This window comes from Agromyces sp. MMS24-K17, from assembly GCF_043950245.1.
Taxonomy (GTDB): Bacteria; Actinomycetota; Actinomycetes; order Actinomycetales; family Microbacteriaceae; genus Agromyces.
The window spans coordinates 4,105,617-4,127,514 of sequence record NZ_CP171640.1; the positions used below are offsets into that span (position 1 = coordinate 4,105,617).

Genomic DNA, 21,898 nt, shown 5'->3' on the forward strand with positions numbered 1-21,898 from the left:
CCCGGCCCTCCGCTCGCGCTACCTGGCGACCTTCACCGTGATCGGTGCGCTCGTCGTGACGCCGGCCGCGTTCGCGAACTCGACGGTGTAGACGTGGTCGCCCTTCGCGGCGCCGGTCACGGCCAGCTCGGCGCGCTGCGCGCCGGGCGTCGCCGCGACGAGCTGCCCCTCGCCGATGACCGCGCCGTTCTCGAGGAACCGGTACGACGTCGCGTTCGTGCCCCACCACAGGTTCGCGGTGAGCACGAAGGCCCCGTCCTTGTCGGAGTTGTCGTGCGACAGCTGCGGCTTGCCGGGGTTCGCGTCCTTCACGACGACGGTCAGCGCCTTCGTGCTGGTCTCCCCCTTCGAGTTCGTCAGCACGCCGACGTACCGGTAGGTGCCGTTCGGGAGCCCCGCGATGTCGACCGACGCCGCCTGCGCGAGCGGGGTCTGGTCGGCGAGCCACTTCGTCGCCACCAGCTGCCCGTCCTGGTAGAGCCGGAACGCCGTGGCGTTCGAGCCCCACCACAGGTTCATCGTGATGCGGAAGTCGCCGTCCTGGAGCCCGGTGTCCCAGCCGTTGTCCGACGAGAGCACGCCGACCGCGGGCGGTGCGACGGCGGTGTCGGCGGGCGGCACGACCGTCACGGTGGCGACCGCCGCGAGGTCGGTGCCCTCGACGACGCCCGACACCGTGAACGTGCCGAGGTCGGCATATGCCGCCGGCTCGACCGCGGCCCAGGTGACGGCCCGTTCGGCCGTCGACCCGTCGACGAGCATGGTCGTCACGGTCGCCGGCAGCACGGGCGCGTGCTCGGCGACGGTGTCGACCTCGGTCGCCGCGACGCTCGCGACCTCGAACGAGAAGCGCGTGTCGAGGAACGTCGCGACGGATGCCCCGGCGCCGTTGTTGCCCGCGGCGAACACGCCGGCGTCGAGCGGTGCGGCGGCGGCGGAGATCGGCGCGGTGCCGAGCTTCGTCCAGGCATCCGTCGCCGCCTTCCGGAAGTACCCGGTGACGCTCGTCGCGCTCGTGACCTCGAGCTTCACGTAGGCCGGCCAGGTCGCCGCGGCGACCTTGGCCGTCTCGGTGTCGATGTAGCCGTTGGCGTTGGCGTCGTACTGGAGGTACCCGCCCGTCGGGCTCAGCACGACGATCGCGTAGCCCTTCGCACTCGCCTTGCCGGCGCGCGTGAGGTCGTTGCGCACGACGAGGCCGGCGCGCGGGTCGGAGTTGTTGCCCTTCACGACCGCCGGCACGTACGTCTCGATCGAGGCGCCGACCGGCAGCACGTCGGGGCGGGAGATGACGCTCAGGTTGTCCTTCGTGGTCCAGGCGCCGTCGTTCGCGTCGGAGATGCGGAACGCCGCGCCGTCGCCGTCGCAGAACTGCGCGTTCGACTCGGTGCCCCACGCCGCCGCCCTCCACGGGGCCGCGATGGCCGGGTTCGTGCAGGCCGCCGCGGTGAAGGTGAGCCGGTAGGTGCGCGTCTTCTCCGGGTTCTCGGCGCGGACGGTGACGGTCGCGGTCGACACGCCGCTCGCGACCTCGACGGCGGATGCCGCGTTGCGGGCCGTGCCCGCGACGGTCGGTGCCGTGCCCCACGTGCCGATGCCGACCGTGTAGTCGAGCGTGTCGGGTGCGAACCCGGCGACCGCGGTGCCGTTCACGGTGAGGCCGCTCAGGGCGGCATCCCACGAGCGGGGGTCCTCGACGAACCCGACGACGACGTCGGACTTGACCGCCGTGTCCTCGGCGGTCACCCGCACGGTGACGGTCTTCGTGGCGGGATCGTACGCGCCGACCGAGACCGAGGCGCGCGCGTTCGTCGCCGTGGCGGCGACGACGGGCGTCGTGCCGGGCACGAACTGCAGCCCGTCGTACCGCTTCGTGGCCGGCGCGAAGCCGGGCACGGCGGTGCCGTCCACGGTGAGGCTCGCGAGCGTGGCATCCGTCGAGGGTGCGACGAAGCCGACCCGGTAGGTCTGCACCGCGACGACCTTCGTGCCGTCGAGCGCCTCGACCTTCACGAATGCGAACGGCGTCGCCGAGGTGGCCTGCGTGACCGTCACCCGCGAGGTCGGGTCGGCGGCCGTCGCGGTGACGACGCGGTCGGCCGGGTTCCGCGCGGCGACCGAGTAGTTCCACTTGGCCGCGTCGAACCCGGCGACGCCCGTACCGTCGACGGCGAGCGACGACAGCGCGGTGCGCGCGTTCGGGCCGTACCCGTACGCCTCGACCTCGGTGATCGACTGCCAGGTGTTCACGGTCGTCGTGAGCAGCAACCGTAGCGCGGTCGTCGCGGGCAGCGACGTCAGGTCGAGCTCGACCACGGGCGCGGCGCCCGACGTGTTCTGCGGCACCGACGCCGAGACGGTCGAGTCCTTCCACGCGCCGGTCGCGTCCTGGTATTGCACCGCGATCTTCGACGGCCACGTGACGGTCGAGCCGTCGCGGTACGTGCGCACGACGACGTGGTCGAGCGTGCGCGGCTCGGCCCACGTGTAGGTCAGCCAGCTCGACTTGGGGTGGGTGCCGCTCGAGGCCCAGTCGTCCCAGCCCTTCGCGTCGCGGCCGTCATTCGTGGTGGCCGCGAGCTCCTGCCGGCTCGAGGCCGTCACGATCGCCTGCGGGGCGATGTTGACGAGCCCGTAGGCGTCGACCTGGATGGTGCGGGTGAACGTGCGACCGGCGGTGAAGCCGTCGCCGGCGGCGAGGCGGCCGGTGATCGTCTGCGCGCCGGGCGCGGTGAAGGTCGTCGGGCTCCACGTCACGGCGACGTCGGTGGTGGCGCCGTTCGCGGTGACCGCGACCGTGTCGGGCAGCTGGTCGGCGAGGTCGGTGTTCGTCGGCACGCGGGCGGGCAGCGACGCGTCGGCGACGGTCCACTCGTAGGCGCCGGCGCCCTTGTCGTCCCAGTACGAGGCATCCCAGCCGTTCGCCCACTTCGCGGACTCGGCCTTCGGGTTGCGCATCTCGAGGCGGCCGTTCTCACCGAAGGTGAGCGGCAGCCAGACGTAGGTGGAGTCCGCGGCGCCCGCGTTCCAGCGGTCGCCCATGTAGACGTACTGGCCCTTGGCTGCGTCGAGCGTGAGCACGTTCGTGCCCTGCGAGCCGAAGGTCGTCTTGCGGGTGTCGCCCACCGAGAGCAGGCCGTCGCCGCCCTCGGGGATCTGGTTGTAGGAGACGTTCTCGTTCACGTCGTTCGCCTCAACGCCGCGGATCCAGCCGCCGAGCACCGAGTCGGCGGTGTAGTAGGTCTGCGGGTTCGGCGCCCAGCCGGTCGCCCCCGAGGCGAGGAGGTAGTAGGTGCCGTCGTGGGTGAACATCGCGGGGGCCTCGAGCAGGCCGCAGCGCTTCACGATCGCGTAGTCCTCGTGGTTCACGGGCGAACCCGGTGCCCCGTCGGCGAAGATCTTCGGATAGCGGCCGTCGGCCGAGAACTGCACCCCGGTCGGGTCCTCCGTCGTGGTCTTCTCGACGTTGGTGTAGTCGGCGTTCAGCTTCGCGATGTACAGCGAGCGGTTCTCCTCGGAGGAGTACACGACGTACGCCGTGCCGTCTTCGTCCTGGAACACCGTCATGTCGCGCGCGCCGCCGGGCACCGCGCCCGACTGGCTGCACGCGGACTGGTAGGTCGGCTCGTTGTAGAGGCGGTAGGCGCCCTGCAGCTCGAACGGCCCGGTCGGGCTGTCGCTGGTCGCGACGGCCGCGAGCGACCGGGCGTAGCTGCTGCCGCCCGGCGTGACGGCGCCGTCGGCGTGCCACCACATGACCCACTTGCCGGTCTGCGCGTTGTACAGCGCCTTGGGTCGCTCGAAGATCGCGTTGAGGCGCGGGGTGGTGCCGTCGGCCTCGACCTGCTTCACGTTGAGGTAGTAGAACAGGCGGTCGATCGTCGCCTGGTTCGGGGTGCCGTCGTCGGCGACGGTGTCGTAGAGGTCGTCGAAGTAGTCGCTGCGGAGCTCGGACTTGTCGGTCACCGAGCGCAGGGCGACGCCCTCGTTCGTCCAGTTGAGCGTGTCGGTCGAGCGGTACACCGAGACGCCGGGGCTGTCGTAGTAGCCGTTCGAGCGGTCCTCGCCGTACCAGTAGTAGACGGTCTCGCCGCCTTCGGTGGCGGCGGTCACCTGGTCGGCCTCGACGCCGAGGTCGGCCGACGTGGCGGTGACGCCGGCCGGGGCCGCCACGATCTGGCCGCCGTGGGCCTGGATGTGCCGGCCGTCGGTGTCGTACCAGTACGGCTGGAAGTACCCGGCCGCCGAGGCGCCCGGGTCGCTCACCGCCCCGTACGAGTCGTAGACGGGTGGCGTCCCCGTCGTCGGCACGGCGGCGCTCGCCGTGGTCGCGGGCACCAGGACGGCGGCGAGGACGGCGATCACCCCCGCGCCGGTGAGCAATCTGGTCGTTCCGACCCCGCTGGCGAACATGCTGCCTCCGCACCGTTGCGTTCCACGTGAATGTTGACGTCAACATGTTGACGTCAACACGGACCCTAGCAGGGCGAGCGCGCGGAGCGGAAGGGCGGGTGTCGTCGGATGACGATGGCGCGACCGCGCGACCGGGACGCTCAGCCCGCGGGGCGGTCGGACTCCTCGACGCCGTCGCCGGCGCACCCGCAGATACGGCTGCGGACCCAGGCCCCGGCGTCGGCCTGCGCCAACTCCCCCGAGCGGATGAGCCGCGCGAACTCGATCGCCTCGGCGCTGAGCCGCCCGTCGGCGGTGTCGGGCCGGTCGCGCAGCACCGTGGTGGTGAGCCACCGGGCGAGCCCGCCGCCGATCCGGGCCGTCACCGCGACGGTGCCCGCGAAGTGTCGCGCCTGCCCCGTCGTGTCATCGTCGAACTCGGGCGCGAACCCGCGACCCTGCAGCCGGTTGCTGCCGCCGCTGCCCGCGTCGGTGAGCCAGAACGGCCCGCGCCGCACCCCGCCGACGCGGCCGAGCTCCTTGAGGAACCGCCGGTTCGAGTGACCGCGCTCGGCGAGCCGGTCGATCGAGTCGGCGAGGGCGGCGCAGGCGTCCATCCCCTCACTGTAGGCGGGCGGCCACGGACGCCCGGTCGCTGCGAGGTGCCGCGCCGAGCCGACCGGCGGGAGAATCGTGGGATGGACACCGCACCCGACTCCACCTCCTTCGACGCCGACGTGGCCGTGATCGGCCTCGGCGCGGTCGGCTCGAGCGCCGCCTGGCGGCTCGCCGCGCGCGGACTCGACGTGCTCGGCTTCGAGCAGTTCGAGCCCGGCCACGCCTGGGGCGGATCGACCGGGAAGACGCGGCTGTTCCGGGTCGCGTGCCTCGAGCACCCGGGCCTCACCCCGATCGCGCGACGCGCCCGCGACCTGTGGCGCGAGCTCGAGGCATCCAGCGGCGAGCCGCTCTTCCTCGAGACCGGCGGCATCATGGTCGGGCCGCCCGACTCGCACCTGATCGAGGGCACCCTGCGCGCCGCCGAGGCGCACGACCTGCCCGTCGAGCGGCTCGACGCCGAGGCCATCGCGCGCCGCTCCCCCGCGAACGCGCGCATCGAGCCGGGCGACGTCGGTGTCTGGGACCCGGAGGCGGGCATCCTCCGCCCCGAGGCGGCGATCATCGCCGCCGCCGCCGCGGCCCGCGCCGCCGGCGCCGACCTGCGCACCGGCGTGCGGGTCGTCGCGATCGAACCCGACGCCGACGGCGTCACGATCCGCACCGCGGGCCCGGGCGAAGCGGATGCCCCGAGCTTCCGCGTGCGCCGGGTCGCCGTGACCGCAGGCCCCTGGATCGGCCGGTTCGTGCCCGAGGTGCCGCTCACCCCGCACCGCGTCGTGATGACCTGGTTCCGGCCCCGCGAGGGCCACGCGGCCGACCTCGACGTGCTGCCGGTGTTCATCCGCAGCGTGCCCGGCCACGACACCTGGATCTGGGGGCACGGCGCACTGCCCGACGGCGACGCCCGCGCCCGCGGGTTCGGTGGCTTCGACGCGAAGGTCGGGCCCGAGTTCGACGGCCCGTTCGACGCCGACGACCCCGACGCCATCGACCGCGAGGTGCACCCCGGCGAGACCGACGGCATCTCCGAGCTGGTCGCGGCCACGTTCCCCGACCTCGAGCCCGACCCATCGGGGGTGACGACCTGCATCATGACGCACACGCCCGACGGGCAGTTCGTCGTCGGCCCGACCGCCGACCCGCGCGTGTTCGTCGGCGGCGGCTGCTCGGGTCACTCGTTCAAGCACGCCTCGGCACTCGGCGAGCTCGTCGCCCAGGCGGTCGCGGGCGAGCCGGCGTTCACGGATGCCTCGTTCCTCGACCCGCGGCGGTTCGCGACCGCGCCCGCGACGGGCTGACGAGGCGCGCGCGCTACGCCGCTCCCGCGCTACGCGTGCTGGTCGGCCTCGCCCTCGCCGGGCTCGACGGCCCACTCCGGCGGCTCGTCGACGCCCGACTCCTCGTCGCGCTCGGCGTCTTCGGCAGTCGCCTGCACGATGCCGGCGGCGTGGTGCACCGGGGCGTAGATCGCGTAGAGGCGCATGGGCTCGTCGCCGATGTTCTCGACGTCGTGCCAGGTGCCGGCGGGCACCTGGATGCTCCAGCCGTCGGACACCTCCCGCTGGAGGGTGACCTCGTCCTTCGTCGGCCCCATCCGCACCCGCCCGCGCCCCGCGTCGAGACGCAGGAACTGGTCGTTCTCGGGGTGCGCCTCGAGGCCGATGGACTCGCCGACCGGGATCGACATCAGGGTGACCTGCAGGTAGCGACCGCTCCACGCCACCGTGCGGTACGCGTCGTTCTGCTTCGTCGCGGTCTCCAGGTCGAACACGTTCGGCTGGGGGCCGTTGTCGACCGGGGCGGTGGCATCGGACTCGGTGTGCTGATCGTCGCTCATGGGCCGACGCTACGACGCCCGCGCCGGCGCGGCCACCCCTTGCGACGACCCTCGGCCGGTCGCTGCGCCGCGCGCTACGCGACGGAGAGCCACCGCAGGCCGTACTGGCGCACCCGCACCAGCCGGTTCGCCGCGCACGTCGACAGCAGCGGGGCGGATGCCTCGTCGACGAGGTCGACCACCACCTCCGCCTCGGCGCCGAACGCGAGGCGCACCCGCCAGCCGCCGTCGACCTCCTCCTCGCCGAGCGGCGGGAACGCGTCGATGCGGTCGTCGCGCAGCGCCTGCCGCGCGTAGTGCTGCGCCGCCTGCACCGGATGCGAGAGCGAGCTGCGACCTCGCAGCCGGTCGGTCACGACCCGCCCGCGCTCGAACGCCTCGGCGATGCGCACGGGATCGCCGTCGTCGGCGTAGCCGTAGTAGAGCCCGTGCGGGAACACCGCCATCGTGCCGGCGAACCGGTCGCCGCCGAGGTGCGAGCACTCCCACGTCTGCTCGGGCCGCGCCTCGGCGAGCGCGGTCGCGACCCGTCGTCCGCGCACGGCGCAGCAGCGGTCGTGCCGGCCGTGCGCGCAGACCGCGTAGATCGGGTCGGTCGACGGCGTGCCGGCCGATCCGTCGAGCGGGACGTCGAGCAGCTCCGAGGCATCCGCCGCCTCGCCCCAGGCGATCGCCTCGCGGCCCGGTCGCGAGTCGACGATCGCCCACCGCTGCACGGCGGGCGGCGTGCGCCGCCCGGGCCGCCGGATCGCGAGGATCCGCAGGTCGGCGGCCTCGACACGGCGCACGAGGCGCCGGCCGAGGTCGCGGTCGAAGGGCGCGTCGAGCAGCGCGTTCGGCCCCCAGCTGGTCGCGACCTCGAGGAGGAACCAGCGGATGCCCCGGGGCGCCGTGCCGGCGAGCGGATCGGAGCGCTCGCGCGCCCGGTCGCTGCACGGCGCCCACTGCTCGGCGGCGAGGGTCACGCCGACGCCACCGCGATGCCCTCGCGCACGAGCCGCCGGGCGACGACGACCGCGCTCTCGGCGTCGAGGCCCGGCAGGTCGCCCACGGCGATCTCCGCGCCCTCGGCGAGGCGCCGGATCGCGGGCTCGGCCTCGACCGGCAGGGACAGCGACTTCGTCGCCGACACGATCCGCACCCGGTCGCCGTCCTGCTCGATGCGGGCCCGGAGCGACCCGCGCCAGCGCACGGTGCTCGAGGCATCCAGCCGCGCGAGGGCGTCGATCGTGGCGAGCGGCGCGAGCGGCTCGGCCCGCACGGCGCCGGCGAAGCGGCGCGCCAGCGAGGTGCCCGTGGCCGAGGCATCCGCGTGCTCGAGCAGCTCGACGAGCGCCGCGACCGTCTCCTGCACGATCGGCGCGAACGCGTCGGCGTCGGCGAAGTCGACGCCGAGCGGCAGTGCGGCGCGCAGCCGCGGGCTGTCGCCGACGCGGGCGACGAGCGCCTGCACGACGTCGGCGTGCGTGTACGCCGACATGCCGACGGTCAGGTGCACCGAGGTCGCGTCGCCCGCGGTCGCCGAGTGGATCCAGCCGCGCGGCAGGTACAGCGCATCGCCGGGGCGGAGCACGGCGTCGATCGCCGGGTCCTCCAGCGCGGCACGGGCGACGGCCGCGCGATGCGCGCTCCACGGCTGCGACGCGAGCGGGTCGGCGTGCACCGGGCGGTGGATGCGCCAGTGCTTCTCGCCCGCGACCTGCAGCACGAACACGTCGTGGGTGTCGTAGTGCGCGTCGAAGCCCTGCGACTGCGGCGGGGTGACGTACGCGTTCACCTGCACCGGGTGGCCGAGGTCGTCGTCGAGCTGCCGGGTGAAATCGATGATCGGCGGCCAGAGCCGGTGCAGTCCCTGCAGCACGATCGTCGCCCCGCCCGCGAAGCGCTCGAGCACCTTCTCGGAGTCGACCTGGTCGGCGACCTCGGCGCCGAAGCCGCCCGACCCGGTGTAGGCGCCCGTGGCGAGCACGTCGCCGTCGCGGGCCATCCGGATGAACGGGGTTCGGACGCCGCGACGGGCGACCAGCTCGTCGACCGCGTCGGCCGAGAACAGGTCGTCGAACCCGCGCTCGAGCTCATCCGCCCGGGAGAGCAGCGCCTCGCGCCCCCAGAACTCCTCGGCGAACCGCTCGGGCGGCACGCTGATGCAGCGCGCGAGCGCGGGCCGGAGCGAGCCCGGCCCGCGGTCGTCGTGCGTCACTACGCGGAACCGTCGGCGCCGCCGTCGTGCCCACTGGGGTTGGCGCCGCCGTCGGCCGTGCCCTCGCCCGCCGAGCCGTCGGCACCGCCGTCGTGCCCGTCGGGGTTCGCGCCGCCGTCGGCCGTGCCCTCGCCGGCACCCGCGGAGCCGTCGGCACCGCCGTCGTGCCCGCCCGGGTTGGCGCCGCCGTCGGCGACGCCCTCGCCGCCCTCGCCCGGCTCGTTGGTGATGTCGTCGTCCGAGATGGACATGTGGTCCCCCTTCTCCGTCCGCCGCGACCCGGTGCCGCGGCACGTCGTCGGGGCCAGCGTAGCCAGCGGGCGCCCGCTCGGCGACGGGTTGACGGGATGCGACCCGGTGCTACGCCGCAGCCGCAGCCGCAGCCGCAGCCGGCGGCGTCACGCCCAGCGGCGGGCGAGGATGCGCTCGAGGAGCACGTCGGCGACCGGGTCATCCGTCGCCATCACCGCGCCCGTGCGCAGCGCCGTGCCGTCGTCCTCGAGCTCGACCACCCGGCCGTGGTCGGGACCGTCGTCGCTGACGACGTCGAAGACGCCGTGCCGCCACACGGGGTTCGGCACGTCGCCGCCGACGATCGCGGCGGCGAGCGGGTCGTGCAGCGCGCATCGACGGTCGCCGTAGTGATCGGCGTAGAAGCCGAGGTAGGTGTCGAGCATCTCGCCGAGGAGGCGCGGCAGGGCGCCGCCGGCGTCGAGCAGTCGGCGCCGGTGGTCCTCGTCGAACGTGTGCGACATCGTCACGTCGAGCGGCACGAGCGTCACGGCCCAGTCGGCGGTGAGCACCTCGGCGGCCGCGACCGGGTCGTTGCGGAAGTTCGCCTCGGCGACGAGCGACACGTTGCCGGGGGCGTCGACCGCGCCGCCCATCACGGTCAGCGAGTACACGCGGCGGGCGAGCGAGGCATCCGCCCGCAGCGCCAGTGCGAGGTTCGTCAGCGGGCCGATCGCGAGCACGCGCAGCTCGCCCTCGTGCTCGCGACCGAGCCGCACGAGCAGCTCGGCCGCCGTGACGCCCGGCTCGGCGGGTCGGAGCGGCTCGGGCAGCGAGCCGGCGACGCCGCCGACCCCGTCGCCGCCGTGCACGCGCGCGGCGACGCCATCGAAGGGACGGGCGAGGAAGTCGTGCGCGCCGACCGCGACCGGCACGTCGTCGATGCCCGCCGCGGCGAGCAGGCCCAGCGTGTTGCGGGCCGCCTCCTCGGCGGACGTGTTGCCCGACACGGTGCCGATGCCGACGAGGCGCAGGCCCGGGTGGGCGATGAGGTAGGCGAGGGCGATCGCGTCGTCGATGCCGGGATCGCAGTCGAGGAAGACGGGGACGGGCGTGGGGGCGGCCATCCGCCCACCCTATGTCGCGGGCGCACCCTCGTCGGCGGCGAGCCCCTCGGCGATCGCCTTGATCGCGGCGAGGCGGCGGTCCCACTCGGCGCCGATGGCGTCGAGCCGGCGCGCGGTGTCGCTGAGCTGCGACCCGACCACGCGGAACCGCACCTCGCGGCCGACGCGGACGGACTCGACGAGCCCGACCTCCTGGAGCACGGCGAGGTGCTTCGCGATCGCCTGGCGGGTGACCGGGAGGCGCCCGGCGAGGGCGGACGCGGAGGCGTCGCCCTCGCCGAGGGCCGCGAGGATGCTCCACCGGGTCTCGTCCCCGAGCGCGGCGAACACCGGGACCAGCGTTCCCGACGTCATGCGTCGCCCTCGAGCAGGGCGACGAGCTTGTCGAGCTCGGAGGTCCAGCCGCGGCCGTGCGACTCGAGGTTGAAGGCCGGGTCGGAGGTGCGGTCGAAGCCGGTCTCGACGACGGTGAGCTGCGTGCCCCCGTCGAGCGGCTCGAGGGTGAAGGTGAAGACCGTCGAGGTCTCCTCGTCGACCTCGTCGGGCACGGTGCCGGTGGCGTCGTCGTTGCCCCAGCGGTAGGTCACCGAGCGCTGCGGGTCGATCGCCTCGACGCGGATCGGGATCGATCCGCGGCTCTCGAAGGTCATCGTGCCGGTCGCGCCGGCGCCGGTGCCGTCGAGCTCGGTACGCCCGAACCACCGGGAGATGTGCTCGGGCTCGGTGACGGCGCGCCACACCTGCGCGACGGGTGCGGCGATGCGGATGGTGCGCCGGACGATGAACGCCGCGTCATCGACGACGGACGGCTCGTTGACGGTCATGCTCTCCATGATGGGTCCTTTCGGTCGGATGTCGCAACCGATCGGTTGCAGCAACCCCATGGTTGCATGAGAGGTTGAACCGCGCAACCCATTGGTTGCAACTCGTTCGCGGAGTATCGTCGGCGGCATGGGCGACGAGCACGCACCGAAGACGTACCGGCACGGCCCGCTCCGCCGCACCGTGAACCGCATGATGCTCGCGTTCGCGCGGGCCGGACTCGTGCCGAGCTCCGCCATCCTCACGACCCGCGGGCGGCGCAGCGGCGAACCCCGGAGGACTCCCGTCACGCCGATCGAGGTCGGCGGCAGACACTGGCTCGTCGCCCCCTACGGGGAGGTCGCCTGGGTGCGGAACGTGCGCGACCATCCCGAGATCACGCTGACCCGAGGCCGCCACGAGCGACGGTACGCGCTGCGCGCCGCGACCCCGGACGAGGCCGGGCCGGTGCTGCGCCGCTACGTCGAGGTCGCCCCGATCGTGCTCCCCTACTTCACCGCGCACCGCGGCGACCCCGTCGAGTCGTTCGTCGCCGAGGCCGGCCGCCACCCGGTCTTCGAACTCCTCCCCGCCGCGGGGTAGCGCCACTCCCGTCACAGTTCCCGCACCCGCCCGGTCTGAGCTACCGACACCGCCTCCGCGACCGTCGGGGGCATCGTTCGGGAAGGGAACAGGAAATGTCGAACCAGCAGCCGCACGTCGTGCTCGTCCACGGCGCATTCGCCGAGTCCGCCAGTTGGAACGGCGTCATCGAACGCCTCTACGCGGAGGGCATCACCTCGACGGCCGTGGCCAATCCGCTGCGCACCCTCGCCGGCGACGCGCAGGCCGTGCGCGACGCCATCGCGCCGATCGCCGCCGCCGGCGGCCCGGTCGTGCTCGTCGGCCACTCGTACGGCGGCATGGTCGTGACCGCCGCGTCGGCGGAGAACGACGACGTCGCCGCCCTCGTCTTCGTCGGCGCGTTCACGCCCGACACCGGCGACAGCGCCTTCGGCCTCTCGGTCAGCGAGCCCGGCTCCACCCTCGGCGACGCGCTCGAGCCGCACCCGATCGCCGCGGGCGGGGTCGAGCTCGTCATCCAGCGCGCGAAGTTCCACGACCAGTTCTGCGCCGACGTCGACCTGAAGACGGCGGGCCTCATGGGCGCGACGCAGCGGCCGGTCACCGAGGCCGCGCTGCGCGAGGCCCTCGACGCGGCGGAGCCCGGCTGGCGGACCCGTCCGTCGTGGCACGTCTGGGGCGCCGAGGACCGCAACATCCCCGCGGCCGTCGCCCGCGCCGGGGCCGAGCGCGCCGACGCGCGCGGCGCGCACGAGGTCGCCGGGGCGTCGCACGCCGTCGCCGTCTCGCGCCCCGACGAGGTCGCCGCCGTCATCCTCGACGCGGTCCGCGCGATCTCCGCGGAGCGCGCCGCCGCCTAGCTGTCGAAGCCCCTCGGGCGTGCGACCGCCGCTCCCCAGGCTCGCGCGCCCGAGGCATCCGCCGACCGAGGCATCCGTCGACCGAGGCATCCGCCCGAGGCATCCGGAACTTTCCCGCCCATGACGTCACACCCGGGCGTAGCATCCGGTCTCAGCAGGTGAGGGGCGGTCGGCGCCCCGTCCGCCGATCGAACGGGACCCCAGATGGATGCGAACCTCGACGAGGCGCTCGCGGTCTTCACCGCCGTGCGCCCCCGCCTCTTCGGCATCGCCTACCGCATGCTCGGCAGCGCGTCGGAGGCGGAGGACCTCGTGCAGGAGGCGTGGCTGCGCTGGCAGGGCACCGACCGCACGGTCGTCGAGGAGCCGGCCGCGTTCCTCGCGACCGCGACGACGCGGCTCGCGATCAACGCGCTGCAGTCCGCGCGTGTGCGCCGCGAGACCTACATCGGGCCGTGGCTGCCCGAACCGGTCGACACGAGCGCCGACCCCACGCTCGGCGCCGAACGCGCCGAAGCGCTCGGCTTCGCGGTGCTCGTCATGCTCGAGAAGCTGACGCCCACCGAACGCGCGGCGTACGTGCTGCGGGAGGCGTTCGCCTACGACTACCCGCAGATCTGCGACATCATCGGGGTCTCGGAGGCGTCGGCCCGCCAGCTCGTCAGCCGCGCCCGCAAGCACCTCGCCGGCGAGCGCCGCCGCGAGGTCTCGCAGGCCGAGCAGCGACGGCTCCTCACGGCGTTCGTGAGCGCGGCGCAGACGGGCGACCTCGCGGCCCTCGAACGCCTCTTCGCCGAGGACGTCGTGTCGTACTCCGACGGCGGCGGGAAGGTGCGCGCCTCGAAGTTCCCGGTGCACGGCCGGGTCACGGTCGCGAAGTTCGTGCGCGCGTTCCACACGCACTTCTGGGCGGGCGTCGAGGTCATCGAGGCCGACTCGAACGGGCAGCCGTCGGTGCTGCTCGCCAAGGAGGGGACGGTGTTCGCGGTGCTCACCGTCGTCGCCTCGACCGATGGGATCGACCAGGTGCTCTGGATGATGAACCCCGGCAAGCTCGGCGCCGCGTCGGCCCGTGCCGCGTGAGGACGTCGCCGCCCGACTCCGCCGCGCGCTCGACGGGCGCGACGACCTCGCCCTCGCGGGCCTGCTCGACCCGCGGGTGCGGCTCGCGATCGACACCGGCGACGCGTCGGGCGGCGAGTGGCGCGGTCGCGCGGCGGTGACCCGCGAGCTCCTCGCACGGCTCGGGGGGCATCCGGATGCCTCGCTCGAGCCGGTGCGGGTGAACGGCGGCGCCGGACTGGCGCTGCGCGGTCGCACCGGGGCGGTGCTCGCGGTGCTGTCGATCGACCTCGGCGACGGTGAGCGCGGCGACGGCGGCGCGGCCGCCGACGAGGTGCAGGAGCTCTGGCTGTGCGCCTCGGCCACGAAGCTCGCCGGCTGGAACCGTCGTCGGCCCGAGGCGCACTGATCTGATCCCCTCCCGATCCGGTCGCCGACGTCACAGGCGCGGCGGCTACCCGGTCGGAGCTTCTGACGGCAGCGGAATCACCGCAGCCCTGACGGAAGGCACCAGCCATGAAGATCGTCGTCATCGGGGGAACCGGGCTCATCGGCTCGAAGGTCGTGTCGCTCCTCGAGGAGCACGGCCACGAGGCGGTCGCCGCCTCCCCGAACTCGGGCGTGAACACCATCACCGGCGAGGGCGTCGCCGAGGCGCTGGCGGGCGCCGACGTCGTGGTCGACGTGTCGAACTCGCCGTCGTTCGCCGACGACGACGTGCTCGCGTTCTTCACCACGTCGACCACGAACCTGATCCAGGCCGAGCGGGCCGCGGGCGTGGGCCACCACGTGGCACTCTCGATCGTCGGCGACGACCTCCTGCCTGACAGCGGCTACCTGCGGGCGAAGGTCGCGCAGGAGCGGCTCATCACCGAGTCGGGCGTGCCGTTCACGATCGTGCGCGCCACCCAGTTCTACGAGTTCGTGCTGCGGATCGCCGATTCCACCACCGGCCCCGACGGCGTCGCGCGCGTCTCGACGGGCATCATGCAGCCCATCGCGGCGGCGGATGTCTCGACCGCCGTCGCCCGCGCCGCCGCGCACGACCCGGCGAACGCCGTGATCGAGGTCGCCGGTCCGGAGCGGATCCCGATGGACGAGCTCATCCGCCGCGGCCTCGAGGCCGCGGGCGACACCCGCGAGGTCGTCTCCGATCCGGAGGCGCCGTACTTCGGCACGGTGCTGCGCGGCGACGAGCTCGCCGGCGGTCCCGACGCGCAACTCGCGACGACGACGTACGCCGAGTGGCAGTCCGCGCAGGCCGCCGCCCCGGCCGCGGTGAAGTAGGGACCGCGGCCATGCGCGTCGCGGTCATCGGCGGGACGGGCCTCATCGGCACCCGCATCGTCGCCCGCCTCGCGGGCGAGGGGCACGACGCCGTCGCGGCGTCGCGCGCGACCGGCGTCGACTCGTACACCGGCGAGGGCCTCGCGGAGGCCCTCGCCGGCGCCGAGGCGCTCATCGACGTCTCGAACTCGGGATACCTCGACGAGCGCGCGGCGAACGAGTTCTTCTATGCCTCGACGCTGAACCTGCTCACCTACGGGGAGGCCGCCGGCGTCCGCCATCACGTCGCGCTCTCGGTGGTGGGCACCGAGCGGCTCGCCCGCACCGAGGGCGGGTACTTCGCCGCGAAGGCGGTGCAGGAGCAGCTCATCCGAACGTCCGGCCGGCCGTACTCGATCGTGCACGCGACGCAGTTCTTCGAGTTCGTGCAGAGCATCGCCGACGCGGCATCCGTGCGGCACCAGGTGCGCCTGTCGAACGCGTTCATCCAGCCGATGGCGGCCGACGACGTCGCCGCGGCGACCGCGGGCGTCGCGCTCGGCGCGCCGGTCGGCGGCGTCGTGGAGTTCGCAGGCCCCGAGCGATTCCGGCTCGCCGAGCTCGTGCAGCGCGGCCTGCGGATCCGGCAGGACCCGCGCGAGGTCGTCGCCGATCCGCTCGCCGAGTACTTCGGCACGCGGCTCGACGAGGACGAGCTGCTGCCCGGCCCGGATGCCACGCTCGCGCGCACCCGGTTCGCCGACTGGCTGGCGGACGGGGGCGACCTCGCCGCCGCCGGCGAGTCGGCGGCGGTACCCGAAGGTGCGTTGCCCGAGGGGGCCGCGCGATGAGCGGGCCGCTGCCCGTGCTGGGGCCGGTGCGCCAGGTCGCGGCGGGCGTGCTCGACGTGGGCGTCGTCGAGCTCGGGCCGCCCGACGGCGCGCCGGTGCTGCTCCTGCACGGGTTCCCGTACGACGTGCACAGCTACGTCGACGTCGCCCCGCAGCTCGCCGCCACCGGGCACCGCGTGGTCGTGCCGTACCTGCGCGGGCACGGACCGACCCGGTTCCGCGACCGCGCCACCCCGCGCTCGGGCCAGCAGGCGGCCCTCGGGCAGGACGTGATCGACCTGCTCGACGCGCTCGGCCTCGAGCGGGCGGTGCTGGCCGGGTACGACTGGGGCGGCCGGGCCGCCTGCGTGGCCGCCGCGCTGCACCCGGAGCGGGTGACGGGCCTGGTGTCGGTGAACGGCTACCTCATCCAGGACATCCGCGGCTCGATGCATCCGCTGCCGCCCGCCACCGAGGCGGGGCTCTGGTACTTCTTCTACTTCCTCACCGAGCGCGGGCGGGCCGGCCTCGAGGCCGACCGGCGCGGGATCGCCGAGGTCATCCGCCGGCGGAACGCGCCGACCCTGCCGTTCGACGCGGCCGACCTCGACCGGGCGGTGGCCGCGTTCGACAACCCCGACTGGGTCGACGTGGTGCTGCACTCGTACCGGCATCGGCTGAACCACGTCGACGGCGCGCCCGCGTACCTGCGTGCGGAGGGCGCGCTCGCGGCGCTGCCGCCGATCCCGGTGCCCGCGGTCACGCTCGACGGGCTCGCCGACGGCAACTTCCCCGCGACCGACGGGGCGGCGCAGGCCGCGCACTTCACCGGCCCGCGGGTGCACCGCCAGGTGCCCGACGCCGGGCACGAGCTGCCGCGCGAAGCGCCCGAGGCGTTCGCCGCCGCCGTCGAGGAGGTCGAGCGGCTCGCGACCGCTGCCGCCGCGGCCTGATCGGACTACCATTCGGCGCATGACGGCGGGACCGGGCAGTTCCGGGGGCACCGCGGCCGCGACGACCCGCGGACGGTTCGCCCGGGTGCCGACGTGGGTCTGGATCGCGCTCGCCGCGGTGGTCGTCGTGGGCATCGTCCTCGCGGTGATGGCCGCCGCGCGCGCCGCGGGCGCCGCCGCACCGGTCGACTCGGCCGAGGACGCCTGCCGGTCTGCGATCGAGGAGCACGTGGCCCTGCGCGGCGGCGCCGACGCCGACGCGTCGCGCTCCTTCACCGCGACCGAGCGCGGCGACGGGGACGTCAAGCTGCAGGGCACGGTGACGTTCACCGCGGAGGACGGCGGGACGCATCACGCCGACGCGCGCTGCATCGTCAGCGTCGACGGCGGGTCGCCCGAGGTCGTGAGCGTCCGGCTCTGGGACTGAGCAGGCGGCCGACGCGCAGCGCCTCCGGTTTCGACGGGCTCAACCACCGGGGTTTCGACAGGCTCAACCAGCGGTGCCGAGCGCGTCCGCGATCGGCACGTCGCCGGCGTTGAAGCGGATGGTGCGCCCGATGGTCCGGTCGTCGTCGAGCGTGGCCGCGACGACGGCCGCGACATCCGCCCGGTCGACCGTGCCGCTCTCGGTCGCCTCGACGTCGATGCGGCCCGTGCCGGGCCCGCCGCCGAGCGTGCTCGGGGCGAGCACCGTCCAGTCGAGGTCGCTCGCGCGCAGGTGCGCGTCGGCGGCGGCCTTCGCCTCGGCGTACGCGAAGAACGGGTGGTCGGCGGGCACGTCGTGCTCGAGCGACGCCCCGAAGTACGACACCATCACGTACCGGCGCACCCCGGCGACCCGCGCCGCCTCCATCGAGCGGAGGGCGGCGTCGCGGTCGACGGCGAACGTGCGGGCCGGGTTCCCGCCGCCGGCGCCGGCCGACCAGACGACGGCATCGTGCCCGGCGAGCAGGTCGGCGAGGCGGGCGACGTCGTACGCCTCGAGGTCGGCGACCACGGGCCGGGCGCCGGTGGCGGCCACCTCGTCGGCGTGATCGGGGTTGCGGATGACGGCGTCGACCTCGTCGCCGCGCCCGGCGAGCAGCCGCTCGAGCAACAGCGCGACCCTGCCGTGTCCGCCGAGGATCACGATGCGCGCCATGGCCGGCTCCCTTCCCCCTCGACCGAGGCTAGTCGGTCGTCTCCACCGCCACCACGGCCACCCCCTGCGGGGCGAGCTCGAGCCCGTCGGCCTCCGACCCGGTGAGCAGGTCGGCGCCCGCGAGACGCAGCGAGACCGGCCCCGCGCCGTGGTTGATCGCGAACACGAACCCGCCGCGGCGCACGACCTCGACGGCGTCGCCGTCGGCGATGGGCTCCGGCAGCTCGATGCCGGCGGCGTCGACGATCGCGGCGGCCAGCCGGCGCAGCGCGTCCGGCTCGGGCAGCGTGGCGACGTACCATCCGCCGCCCGAGGCTCCGCCCCGGCCGGTCGCACGCCGCGTGATCGCCGGCGCCCCGGCGAGCGCGCCCCCGGTGAACGTGGCGAGCACCTCCGCGTCCTCGACGCGCACGACCTCGGCCCAGGTGCCGCCCGAGGCGGAACCGCCGACCACGTCGCCGTCGAGGCCGACGGCCGGCGCCTCGCCGCCCCCGGTCGCCCGCAGGTCGGGCGCGGCGGGCGGGTCGAACTCCTCGACCCACACGCCGAGCGTCCGCCGCAGCGGCTCGCCGAGGTACCCGCCGAGCCGCACGTGCAGGTGCTCGTCGACGATGGCGGTGCCGAAGCCGACGACCAGCGTGCCGCCGCCCTCCGCGTACGCGGCGAGGTTCGCAACCTGCGCATCGGACGCGACGAAGTGCGCGGGCGCGACGACCGCGCGGTACGCCGACAGGTCGCCGTCGGCCCGCACGAAGTCGACCGCCAGGCCGAGCGAGGTGAGCGCGTGGTGCCACGCGAACAGCACCTCGAGGTAGGCCACGCTCGTCGGCGACGCGGGCTGCTCGATCGCCCACCAGCTGTCCCAGTCGAGCGCGATCGCGACGCTCGACGGCACGCGGGAGCCCTCGAGGCCGACGCCCTCGCCCGACAGCCGGGCGAGCTCGCCGCCGAGCTGCTCGATCTCGCGCCACACCCGGGTGTCGGTGCCGCCGTGCGGCACCATGCCCGAGTGGAACTTCTCGGAGCCGGCGGCCGACTGCCGCCACTGGAAGAAGAGGATGCCGTCGGCGCCGCGCGCGACCGACTGGTACGACCACGCCCGCATCTGCCCGGGCGCCTTCGCCGCGTTCCGCTCCCGCCAGTTCACCGCGCTCGGCGACTGCTCCATGAGCAGCCACGGCGCGCCGCCGCCGAGCGATCGCATGAGGTCGCGCACCATCGCCGCGTACGGCGTCGATAGCGGGTCGGCGGGGTCGGGATACGTGTCGTCGGAGACGACGTCGACGTGCGGCGCCCACTTCCAGTAGTCGACCGGCTTGAAGAATCCCATGAAGTTCGTCGTGATCGGCACGTCGCTGCCGGCGCGGATCACCTCGACCTCGGCGTCGTAGCAGGCGAGCAGCTCGTCGCTCGAGAAGCGGTCGAAGTCGAGCAGCTGCGTCGGGTTGCGGAACGACGGGGCCGCGCTCGGCGGCGAGACCTCGTCGAACGCGTCGTACCGCTGCGACCAGAACGCGGTGCCCCACGCCCGGTTCAGCTCCTCGACGGTGCCGTACCGCGCCTCGAGCCATCCCCGGAACGCCGCCGCCGACACCTCGCAGTAGCAGCGCGAGACGTGGCATCCGTACTCGTTGTTGACGTGCCACAGCTCGAGCGCCGGATGCCCCGCGTACCGCTCGACCATGCGCTCGACCAGGCGCTTCGCGTGCTCGCGGTACACCGGCGAGCTCGGGCAGTACTGCTGCCGGCTGCCGACCGCGAGCCGCACGCCGTCCTCGGTGACCGGCAGTGTCTCGGGGTGCAGCTTCGCGAGCCACGGCGGCGGCGACGCGGTCGCGGTCGCGAGGTCGACGCGGATGCCCCCGGCGTGCAGCGTGTCGAGCACGTCGTCGAGCCAGCCGAAGTCGTACTCCCCCGGCCGCGGCTCGAGCCGCGCCCAGGAGAACACCGCGACCGTCGCGAGGTTCACGCCGCCGCGCTGCATGAGCGTGACGTCCTCGTCCCACACCTCGCGGGGCCACTGCTCGGGGTTGTAGTCCCCGCCGTATCGGATCGTCATTCCTTCACCCCTCCGGTTCCGAGGCCAGACTGCCAGTACCGCTGCAGGAACAGGAACGCGATCACGAGCGGCAGGATCGACACGAACGACCCGGTGATCACCGTCGAGAACACCGCCTGCGAGCCGCCGCCCGCCGACGCGGCCGACTGGATCTGCGCGAGGCCGACGGTGATCGGGTACAGGTCGGACGTGTTCAGCATGATGAGCGGCAGGAAGTAGTTGTTCCACGTGCCGACCAGGGTGAACAGGAACACCGTCACCAGGCCCGGCCCGAGCAGGCGCAGGCCCACCTGCCAGAAGATGCGGAACTCCCCCGCCCCGTCGACGCGGCCCGCCTCGATGAGGCTGTCGGGGATCGCGTCGGCGGCGTACACCCGCATCAGGTACACGCCGAACGGCGTGACCAGCGACGGGATGATGATCGCCCACGGCGTGTCCGTCAGGTTCGCCGCCGAGAACAGCAGGTACGTCGGCAGCGCGAGCGCCGTCAGCGGGATCATGACCGCGCCGAGCGTGACGCTGAACAGCGCCTTCTTGCCCGGGAAGTCGTACTTCGCGAACGCGTACCCCGCCATCGCCGACAGCAGCGTCGCGCCGAAGGCCGCCACCACCGCGTAGAACACGGTGTTCAGCATCCACCGGCCGAAGATGCCGTCGCGGAGCGTGAACACCTCGACGATGTTGTCCCAGAGCTGGAGGCTGTTGCCGAACCAGAGCCCGAACGTCGAGAACAGGTCGGCGTTGTCCTTCGTCGACGAGACGAACAGCCACCACAGGGGCAGCACGAAGTAGAGCACGCAGAGCCAGAGCAGCACGGTGAGCAGGACGCTGCGGCGCTTCTCGGCGGAGTAGGGGCGGAACTTCCGGCCGGGGCGCGGCCGGGACGCCCCCGGCACCACGGCGGCACGGGTCTCGGGCGACGTCATCGCCCCGGTGTTGATGGGTGCGCTGGTCATCGCTGCCCCTTCCGTTCGAGGCGCTCGCGGCGCTGCGTGCCGAGCTGCACGACGTACGACACGATCGCGATCACCAGGCCGAGCAGGAACGCGATCGACGCCGCGTAGTTCAGCTCCTGGTTCACGAACGCGAGGTTGTACGCGTAGTAGTTGGGCGTGAACGAGTTCGTGATCGCGTCGGGGGCGATCGCGTTCAGCAGGCTCGGCTCGTTGAAGAGCTGGAACGAGCCGATGATGGAGAAGATCACCGTCAGCATGATCGCCGGCCGGATCGCCGGGATCTTCACGCTCCACGCCACCCGGAACTGGCCGGCGCCGTCGAGCTCGGCCGCCTCGTACAACTCGGTCGGGATGGACCGCAGGGCGGCGTACATGATGATCATGTTGTAGCCGATGAACTCCCACGTGACGATATTCATCATCGAGCCGAGGATGTTGCCGGCCGACAGGAAGTCGGGCGTGCCGAGGCCGACGGCCCGGGCGATCTGCGCGATCGGCCCGAAGTCGGGACCGTACAGGTAACCCCACATGAGCGTCGCGATCACGGCGGGCACCGCGTACGGCATGAAGATCAGCAGGCGGATGCTCCGCGACCCGCGGGCGCGCCCGCTGTCGAGCGCCAGCGCGAAGAAGAGCGCGAGGCCGAGCATGATCGGCACCTGGATCACCAGGAAGGCCGCGACGCGTCCCAGCCCCTCCCAGAACGCAGGATCGAGGAACGCGCGCACGTAGTTGCCCAGCCCGTTGAACTGGACGCCGCCGATGAGCTTCGACTCGAACAGGCTGAGGTACGCCGAGTAGCCGAGCGGCACCACGAGCATCGCGACGAAGACGACGAAGAACGGGAGGATGAACAGGTACGCCGCGCGATGCTGGCGCCTGGTGGACGGATTGGGGCGTCGCCGGGGCGGCGCGAGGGTGGAGTGCGACACTGCGTCTCCTTCGCTGTGGTGAGGTCGTGCCCTGGTGGTTCGGGG

General features: G+C 73.7%; 22 protein-coding genes. 9 read left to right on the top strand and 13 right to left on the bottom strand.

Translation table 11 applies throughout. From position 1 onward, the window contains the following. Positions 1-18: 18 nt before the first annotated feature. Both ACGGZK_RS18880 and ACGGZK_RS18885 read right to left on the bottom strand, forming a co-directional pair. Positions 19-4,413 carry a family 43 glycosylhydrolase gene (locus ACGGZK_RS18880; RefSeq protein ID WP_395244164.1) on the bottom strand — a complete coding sequence of 1,465 codons (4,395 nt, stop codon included), beginning with the start codon at positions 4,411-4,413 and terminating at the stop codon, positions 19-21. 140 nt (positions 4,414-4,553) lie between these two features. Then, positions 4,554-5,009, bottom strand: coding sequence for a hypothetical protein (locus tag ACGGZK_RS18885; RefSeq protein WP_395244165.1), 456 nt, complete (start codon positions 5,007-5,009; stop codon positions 4,554-4,556). A gap of 81 nt (positions 5,010-5,090) precedes the next feature. Between ACGGZK_RS18885 and solA the strand changes: the two genes are divergently transcribed. Continuing rightward, complete coding sequence (gene solA, locus ACGGZK_RS18890) at positions 5,091-6,311, top strand: N-methyl-L-tryptophan oxidase (RefSeq protein WP_395244166.1); 1,221 nt, start codon at positions 5,091-5,093, stop codon at positions 6,309-6,311. Between the two features lie 29 nt (positions 6,312-6,340). On the opposite strand, the gene ACGGZK_RS18895 is transcribed toward solA, so the two are convergent. From ACGGZK_RS18895 to ACGGZK_RS18925, 7 genes are all read right to left on the bottom strand, one after another. Then, a complete protein-coding gene (locus tag ACGGZK_RS18895) occupies positions 6,341-6,850 on the bottom strand; it encodes a cupin domain-containing protein (protein WP_395244167.1) in 510 nt (169 codons plus the stop codon). A gap of 74 nt (positions 6,851-6,924) precedes the next feature. Beyond that, complete coding sequence (locus ACGGZK_RS18900) at positions 6,925-7,815, bottom strand: sucrase ferredoxin (protein ID WP_395244168.1); 891 nt, start codon at positions 7,813-7,815, stop codon at positions 6,925-6,927. Next, positions 7,812-9,050, bottom strand: coding sequence for a cupin domain-containing protein (locus ACGGZK_RS18905; protein WP_395244169.1), 1,239 nt, complete (start codon positions 9,048-9,050; stop codon positions 7,812-7,814). Before ACGGZK_RS18905 ends, ACGGZK_RS18900 begins: the two co-directional genes overlap by 4 nt. Then, a complete protein-coding gene (locus ACGGZK_RS18910; RefSeq protein ID WP_395244170.1) occupies positions 9,050-9,301 on the bottom strand; it encodes a BatC protein in 252 nt (83 codons plus the stop codon). The genes ACGGZK_RS18905 and ACGGZK_RS18910 overlap by 1 nt, the downstream gene beginning before the upstream one ends. A gap of 147 nt (positions 9,302-9,448) precedes the next feature. Next, positions 9,449-10,408, bottom strand: a complete 960-nt coding sequence (locus ACGGZK_RS18915) for a nucleoside hydrolase (RefSeq protein ID WP_395244171.1) — start codon at positions 10,406-10,408, stop codon at positions 9,449-9,451. Positions 10,409-10,417: 9 nt separating this feature from the next. Continuing rightward, positions 10,418-10,762 carry an ArsR/SmtB family transcription factor gene (locus tag ACGGZK_RS18920; protein ID WP_395244172.1) on the bottom strand — a complete coding sequence of 115 codons (345 nt, stop codon included), beginning with the start codon at positions 10,760-10,762 and terminating at the stop codon, positions 10,418-10,420. Further along, on the bottom strand, positions 10,759-11,241 hold the full coding sequence (locus tag ACGGZK_RS18925) for an SRPBCC domain-containing protein (protein ID WP_395244173.1): 483 nt from the start codon (positions 11,239-11,241) through the stop codon (positions 10,759-10,761). The genes ACGGZK_RS18920 and ACGGZK_RS18925 overlap by 4 nt, the downstream gene beginning before the upstream one ends. Before the next feature lie 118 nt (positions 11,242-11,359). Between ACGGZK_RS18925 and ACGGZK_RS18930 the strand changes: the two genes are divergently transcribed. From ACGGZK_RS18930 to ACGGZK_RS18965, 8 genes are all read left to right on the top strand, one after another. Next, a complete protein-coding gene (locus ACGGZK_RS18930) occupies positions 11,360-11,812 on the top strand; it encodes a nitroreductase family deazaflavin-dependent oxidoreductase (protein ID WP_395244174.1) in 453 nt (150 codons plus the stop codon). 95 nt (positions 11,813-11,907) lie between these two features. Then, positions 11,908-12,654: an alpha/beta fold hydrolase gene (locus tag ACGGZK_RS18935; RefSeq protein WP_395244175.1), complete on the top strand. Its 747-nt coding sequence runs from the start codon at positions 11,908-11,910 to the stop codon at positions 12,652-12,654. 204 nt (positions 12,655-12,858) lie between these two features. Next, entirely contained in the window at positions 12,859-13,737 is an 879-nt protein-coding gene (locus ACGGZK_RS18940) for an RNA polymerase sigma-70 factor (RefSeq protein WP_395244176.1), read from the top strand. Then, on the top strand, positions 13,727-14,125 hold the full coding sequence (locus ACGGZK_RS18945; RefSeq protein ID WP_395244177.1) for a hypothetical protein: 399 nt from the start codon (positions 13,727-13,729) through the stop codon (positions 14,123-14,125). Before ACGGZK_RS18940 ends, ACGGZK_RS18945 begins: the two co-directional genes overlap by 11 nt. Before the next feature lie 107 nt (positions 14,126-14,232). Further along, positions 14,233-15,003: an SDR family oxidoreductase gene (locus ACGGZK_RS18950; protein WP_395244178.1), complete on the top strand. Its 771-nt coding sequence runs from the start codon at positions 14,233-14,235 to the stop codon at positions 15,001-15,003. Between the two features lie 11 nt (positions 15,004-15,014). Continuing rightward, on the top strand, positions 15,015-15,833 hold the full coding sequence (locus ACGGZK_RS18955; protein WP_395244179.1) for an SDR family oxidoreductase: 819 nt from the start codon (positions 15,015-15,017) through the stop codon (positions 15,831-15,833). Beyond that, complete coding sequence (locus tag ACGGZK_RS18960; protein WP_395244180.1) at positions 15,830-16,765, top strand: alpha/beta fold hydrolase; 936 nt, start codon at positions 15,830-15,832, stop codon at positions 16,763-16,765. Before ACGGZK_RS18955 ends, ACGGZK_RS18960 begins: the two co-directional genes overlap by 4 nt. A gap of 19 nt (positions 16,766-16,784) precedes the next feature. Then, positions 16,785-17,192, top strand: coding sequence for a hypothetical protein (locus ACGGZK_RS18965; protein WP_395244181.1), 408 nt, complete (start codon positions 16,785-16,787; stop codon positions 17,190-17,192). A gap of 63 nt (positions 17,193-17,255) precedes the next feature. Here ACGGZK_RS18965 and ACGGZK_RS18970 read toward each other — a convergent pair whose 3' ends face one another. From ACGGZK_RS18970 to ACGGZK_RS18985, 4 genes are read right to left on the bottom strand one after another with little or no spacing between them, the layout of a single operon-like run. After that, positions 17,256-17,906 carry an NAD(P)-dependent oxidoreductase gene (locus ACGGZK_RS18970; RefSeq protein ID WP_395244182.1) on the bottom strand — a complete coding sequence of 217 codons (651 nt, stop codon included), beginning with the start codon at positions 17,904-17,906 and terminating at the stop codon, positions 17,256-17,258. 28 nt (positions 17,907-17,934) lie between these two features. Next, positions 17,935-19,965 carry a beta-galactosidase gene (locus tag ACGGZK_RS18975; protein WP_395244183.1) on the bottom strand — a complete coding sequence of 677 codons (2,031 nt, stop codon included), beginning with the start codon at positions 19,963-19,965 and terminating at the stop codon, positions 17,935-17,937. Then, positions 19,962-20,921, bottom strand: a complete 960-nt coding sequence (locus tag ACGGZK_RS18980; RefSeq protein WP_395244184.1) for a carbohydrate ABC transporter permease — start codon at positions 20,919-20,921, stop codon at positions 19,962-19,964. The genes ACGGZK_RS18975 and ACGGZK_RS18980 overlap by 4 nt, the downstream gene beginning before the upstream one ends. Further along, on the bottom strand, positions 20,918-21,853 hold the full coding sequence (locus ACGGZK_RS18985) for a carbohydrate ABC transporter permease (protein WP_395244185.1): 936 nt from the start codon (positions 21,851-21,853) through the stop codon (positions 20,918-20,920). The genes ACGGZK_RS18980 and ACGGZK_RS18985 overlap by 4 nt, the downstream gene beginning before the upstream one ends. Positions 21,854-21,898: the final 45 nt, after the last annotated feature.

Coding starts and splice junctions, on each gene's coding strand:
- ACGGZK_RS18980 (WP_395244184.1), bottom strand. CDS start 20,921: ATGACCAGCGCACCCATCAACACCGGGGCGATGACGTCGCCCGAGACC.
- ACGGZK_RS18950 (WP_395244178.1), top strand. CDS start 14,233: ATGAAGATCGTCGTCATCGGGGGAACCGGGCTCATCGGCTCGAAGGTC.
- ACGGZK_RS18895 (WP_395244167.1), bottom strand. CDS start 6,850: ATGAGCGACGATCAGCACACCGAGTCCGATGCCACCGCCCCGGTCGAC.
- ACGGZK_RS18885 (WP_395244165.1), bottom strand. CDS start 5,009: ATGGACGCCTGCGCCGCCCTCGCCGACTCGATCGACCGGCTCGCCGAG.
- ACGGZK_RS18960 (WP_395244180.1), top strand. CDS start 15,830: ATGAGCGGGCCGCTGCCCGTGCTGGGGCCGGTGCGCCAGGTCGCGGCG.
- ACGGZK_RS18975 (WP_395244183.1), bottom strand. CDS start 19,965: ATGACGATCCGATACGGCGGGGACTACAACCCCGAGCAGTGGCCCCGC.
- ACGGZK_RS18930 (WP_395244174.1), top strand. CDS start 11,360: ATGGGCGACGAGCACGCACCGAAGACGTACCGGCACGGCCCGCTCCGC.
- ACGGZK_RS18910 (WP_395244170.1), bottom strand. CDS start 9,301: ATGTCCATCTCGGACGACGACATCACCAACGAGCCGGGCGAGGGCGGC.
- solA (WP_395244166.1), top strand. CDS start 5,091: ATGGACACCGCACCCGACTCCACCTCCTTCGACGCCGACGTGGCCGTG.
- ACGGZK_RS18880 (WP_395244164.1), bottom strand. CDS start 4,413: ATGTTCGCCAGCGGGGTCGGAACGACCAGATTGCTCACCGGCGCGGGG.
- ACGGZK_RS18915 (WP_395244171.1), bottom strand. CDS start 10,408: ATGGCCGCCCCCACGCCCGTCCCCGTCTTCCTCGACTGCGATCCCGGC.
- ACGGZK_RS18955 (WP_395244179.1), top strand. CDS start 15,015: ATGCGCGTCGCGGTCATCGGCGGGACGGGCCTCATCGGCACCCGCATC.
- ACGGZK_RS18940 (WP_395244176.1), top strand. CDS start 12,859: ATGGATGCGAACCTCGACGAGGCGCTCGCGGTCTTCACCGCCGTGCGC.
- ACGGZK_RS18965 (WP_395244181.1), top strand. CDS start 16,785: ATGACGGCGGGACCGGGCAGTTCCGGGGGCACCGCGGCCGCGACGACC.
- ACGGZK_RS18970 (WP_395244182.1), bottom strand. CDS start 17,906: ATGGCGCGCATCGTGATCCTCGGCGGACACGGCAGGGTCGCGCTGTTG.
- ACGGZK_RS18925 (WP_395244173.1), bottom strand. CDS start 11,241: ATGGAGAGCATGACCGTCAACGAGCCGTCCGTCGTCGATGACGCGGCG.
- ACGGZK_RS18935 (WP_395244175.1), top strand. CDS start 11,908: ATGTCGAACCAGCAGCCGCACGTCGTGCTCGTCCACGGCGCATTCGCC.
- ACGGZK_RS18920 (WP_395244172.1), bottom strand. CDS start 10,762: ATGACGTCGGGAACGCTGGTCCCGGTGTTCGCCGCGCTCGGGGACGAG.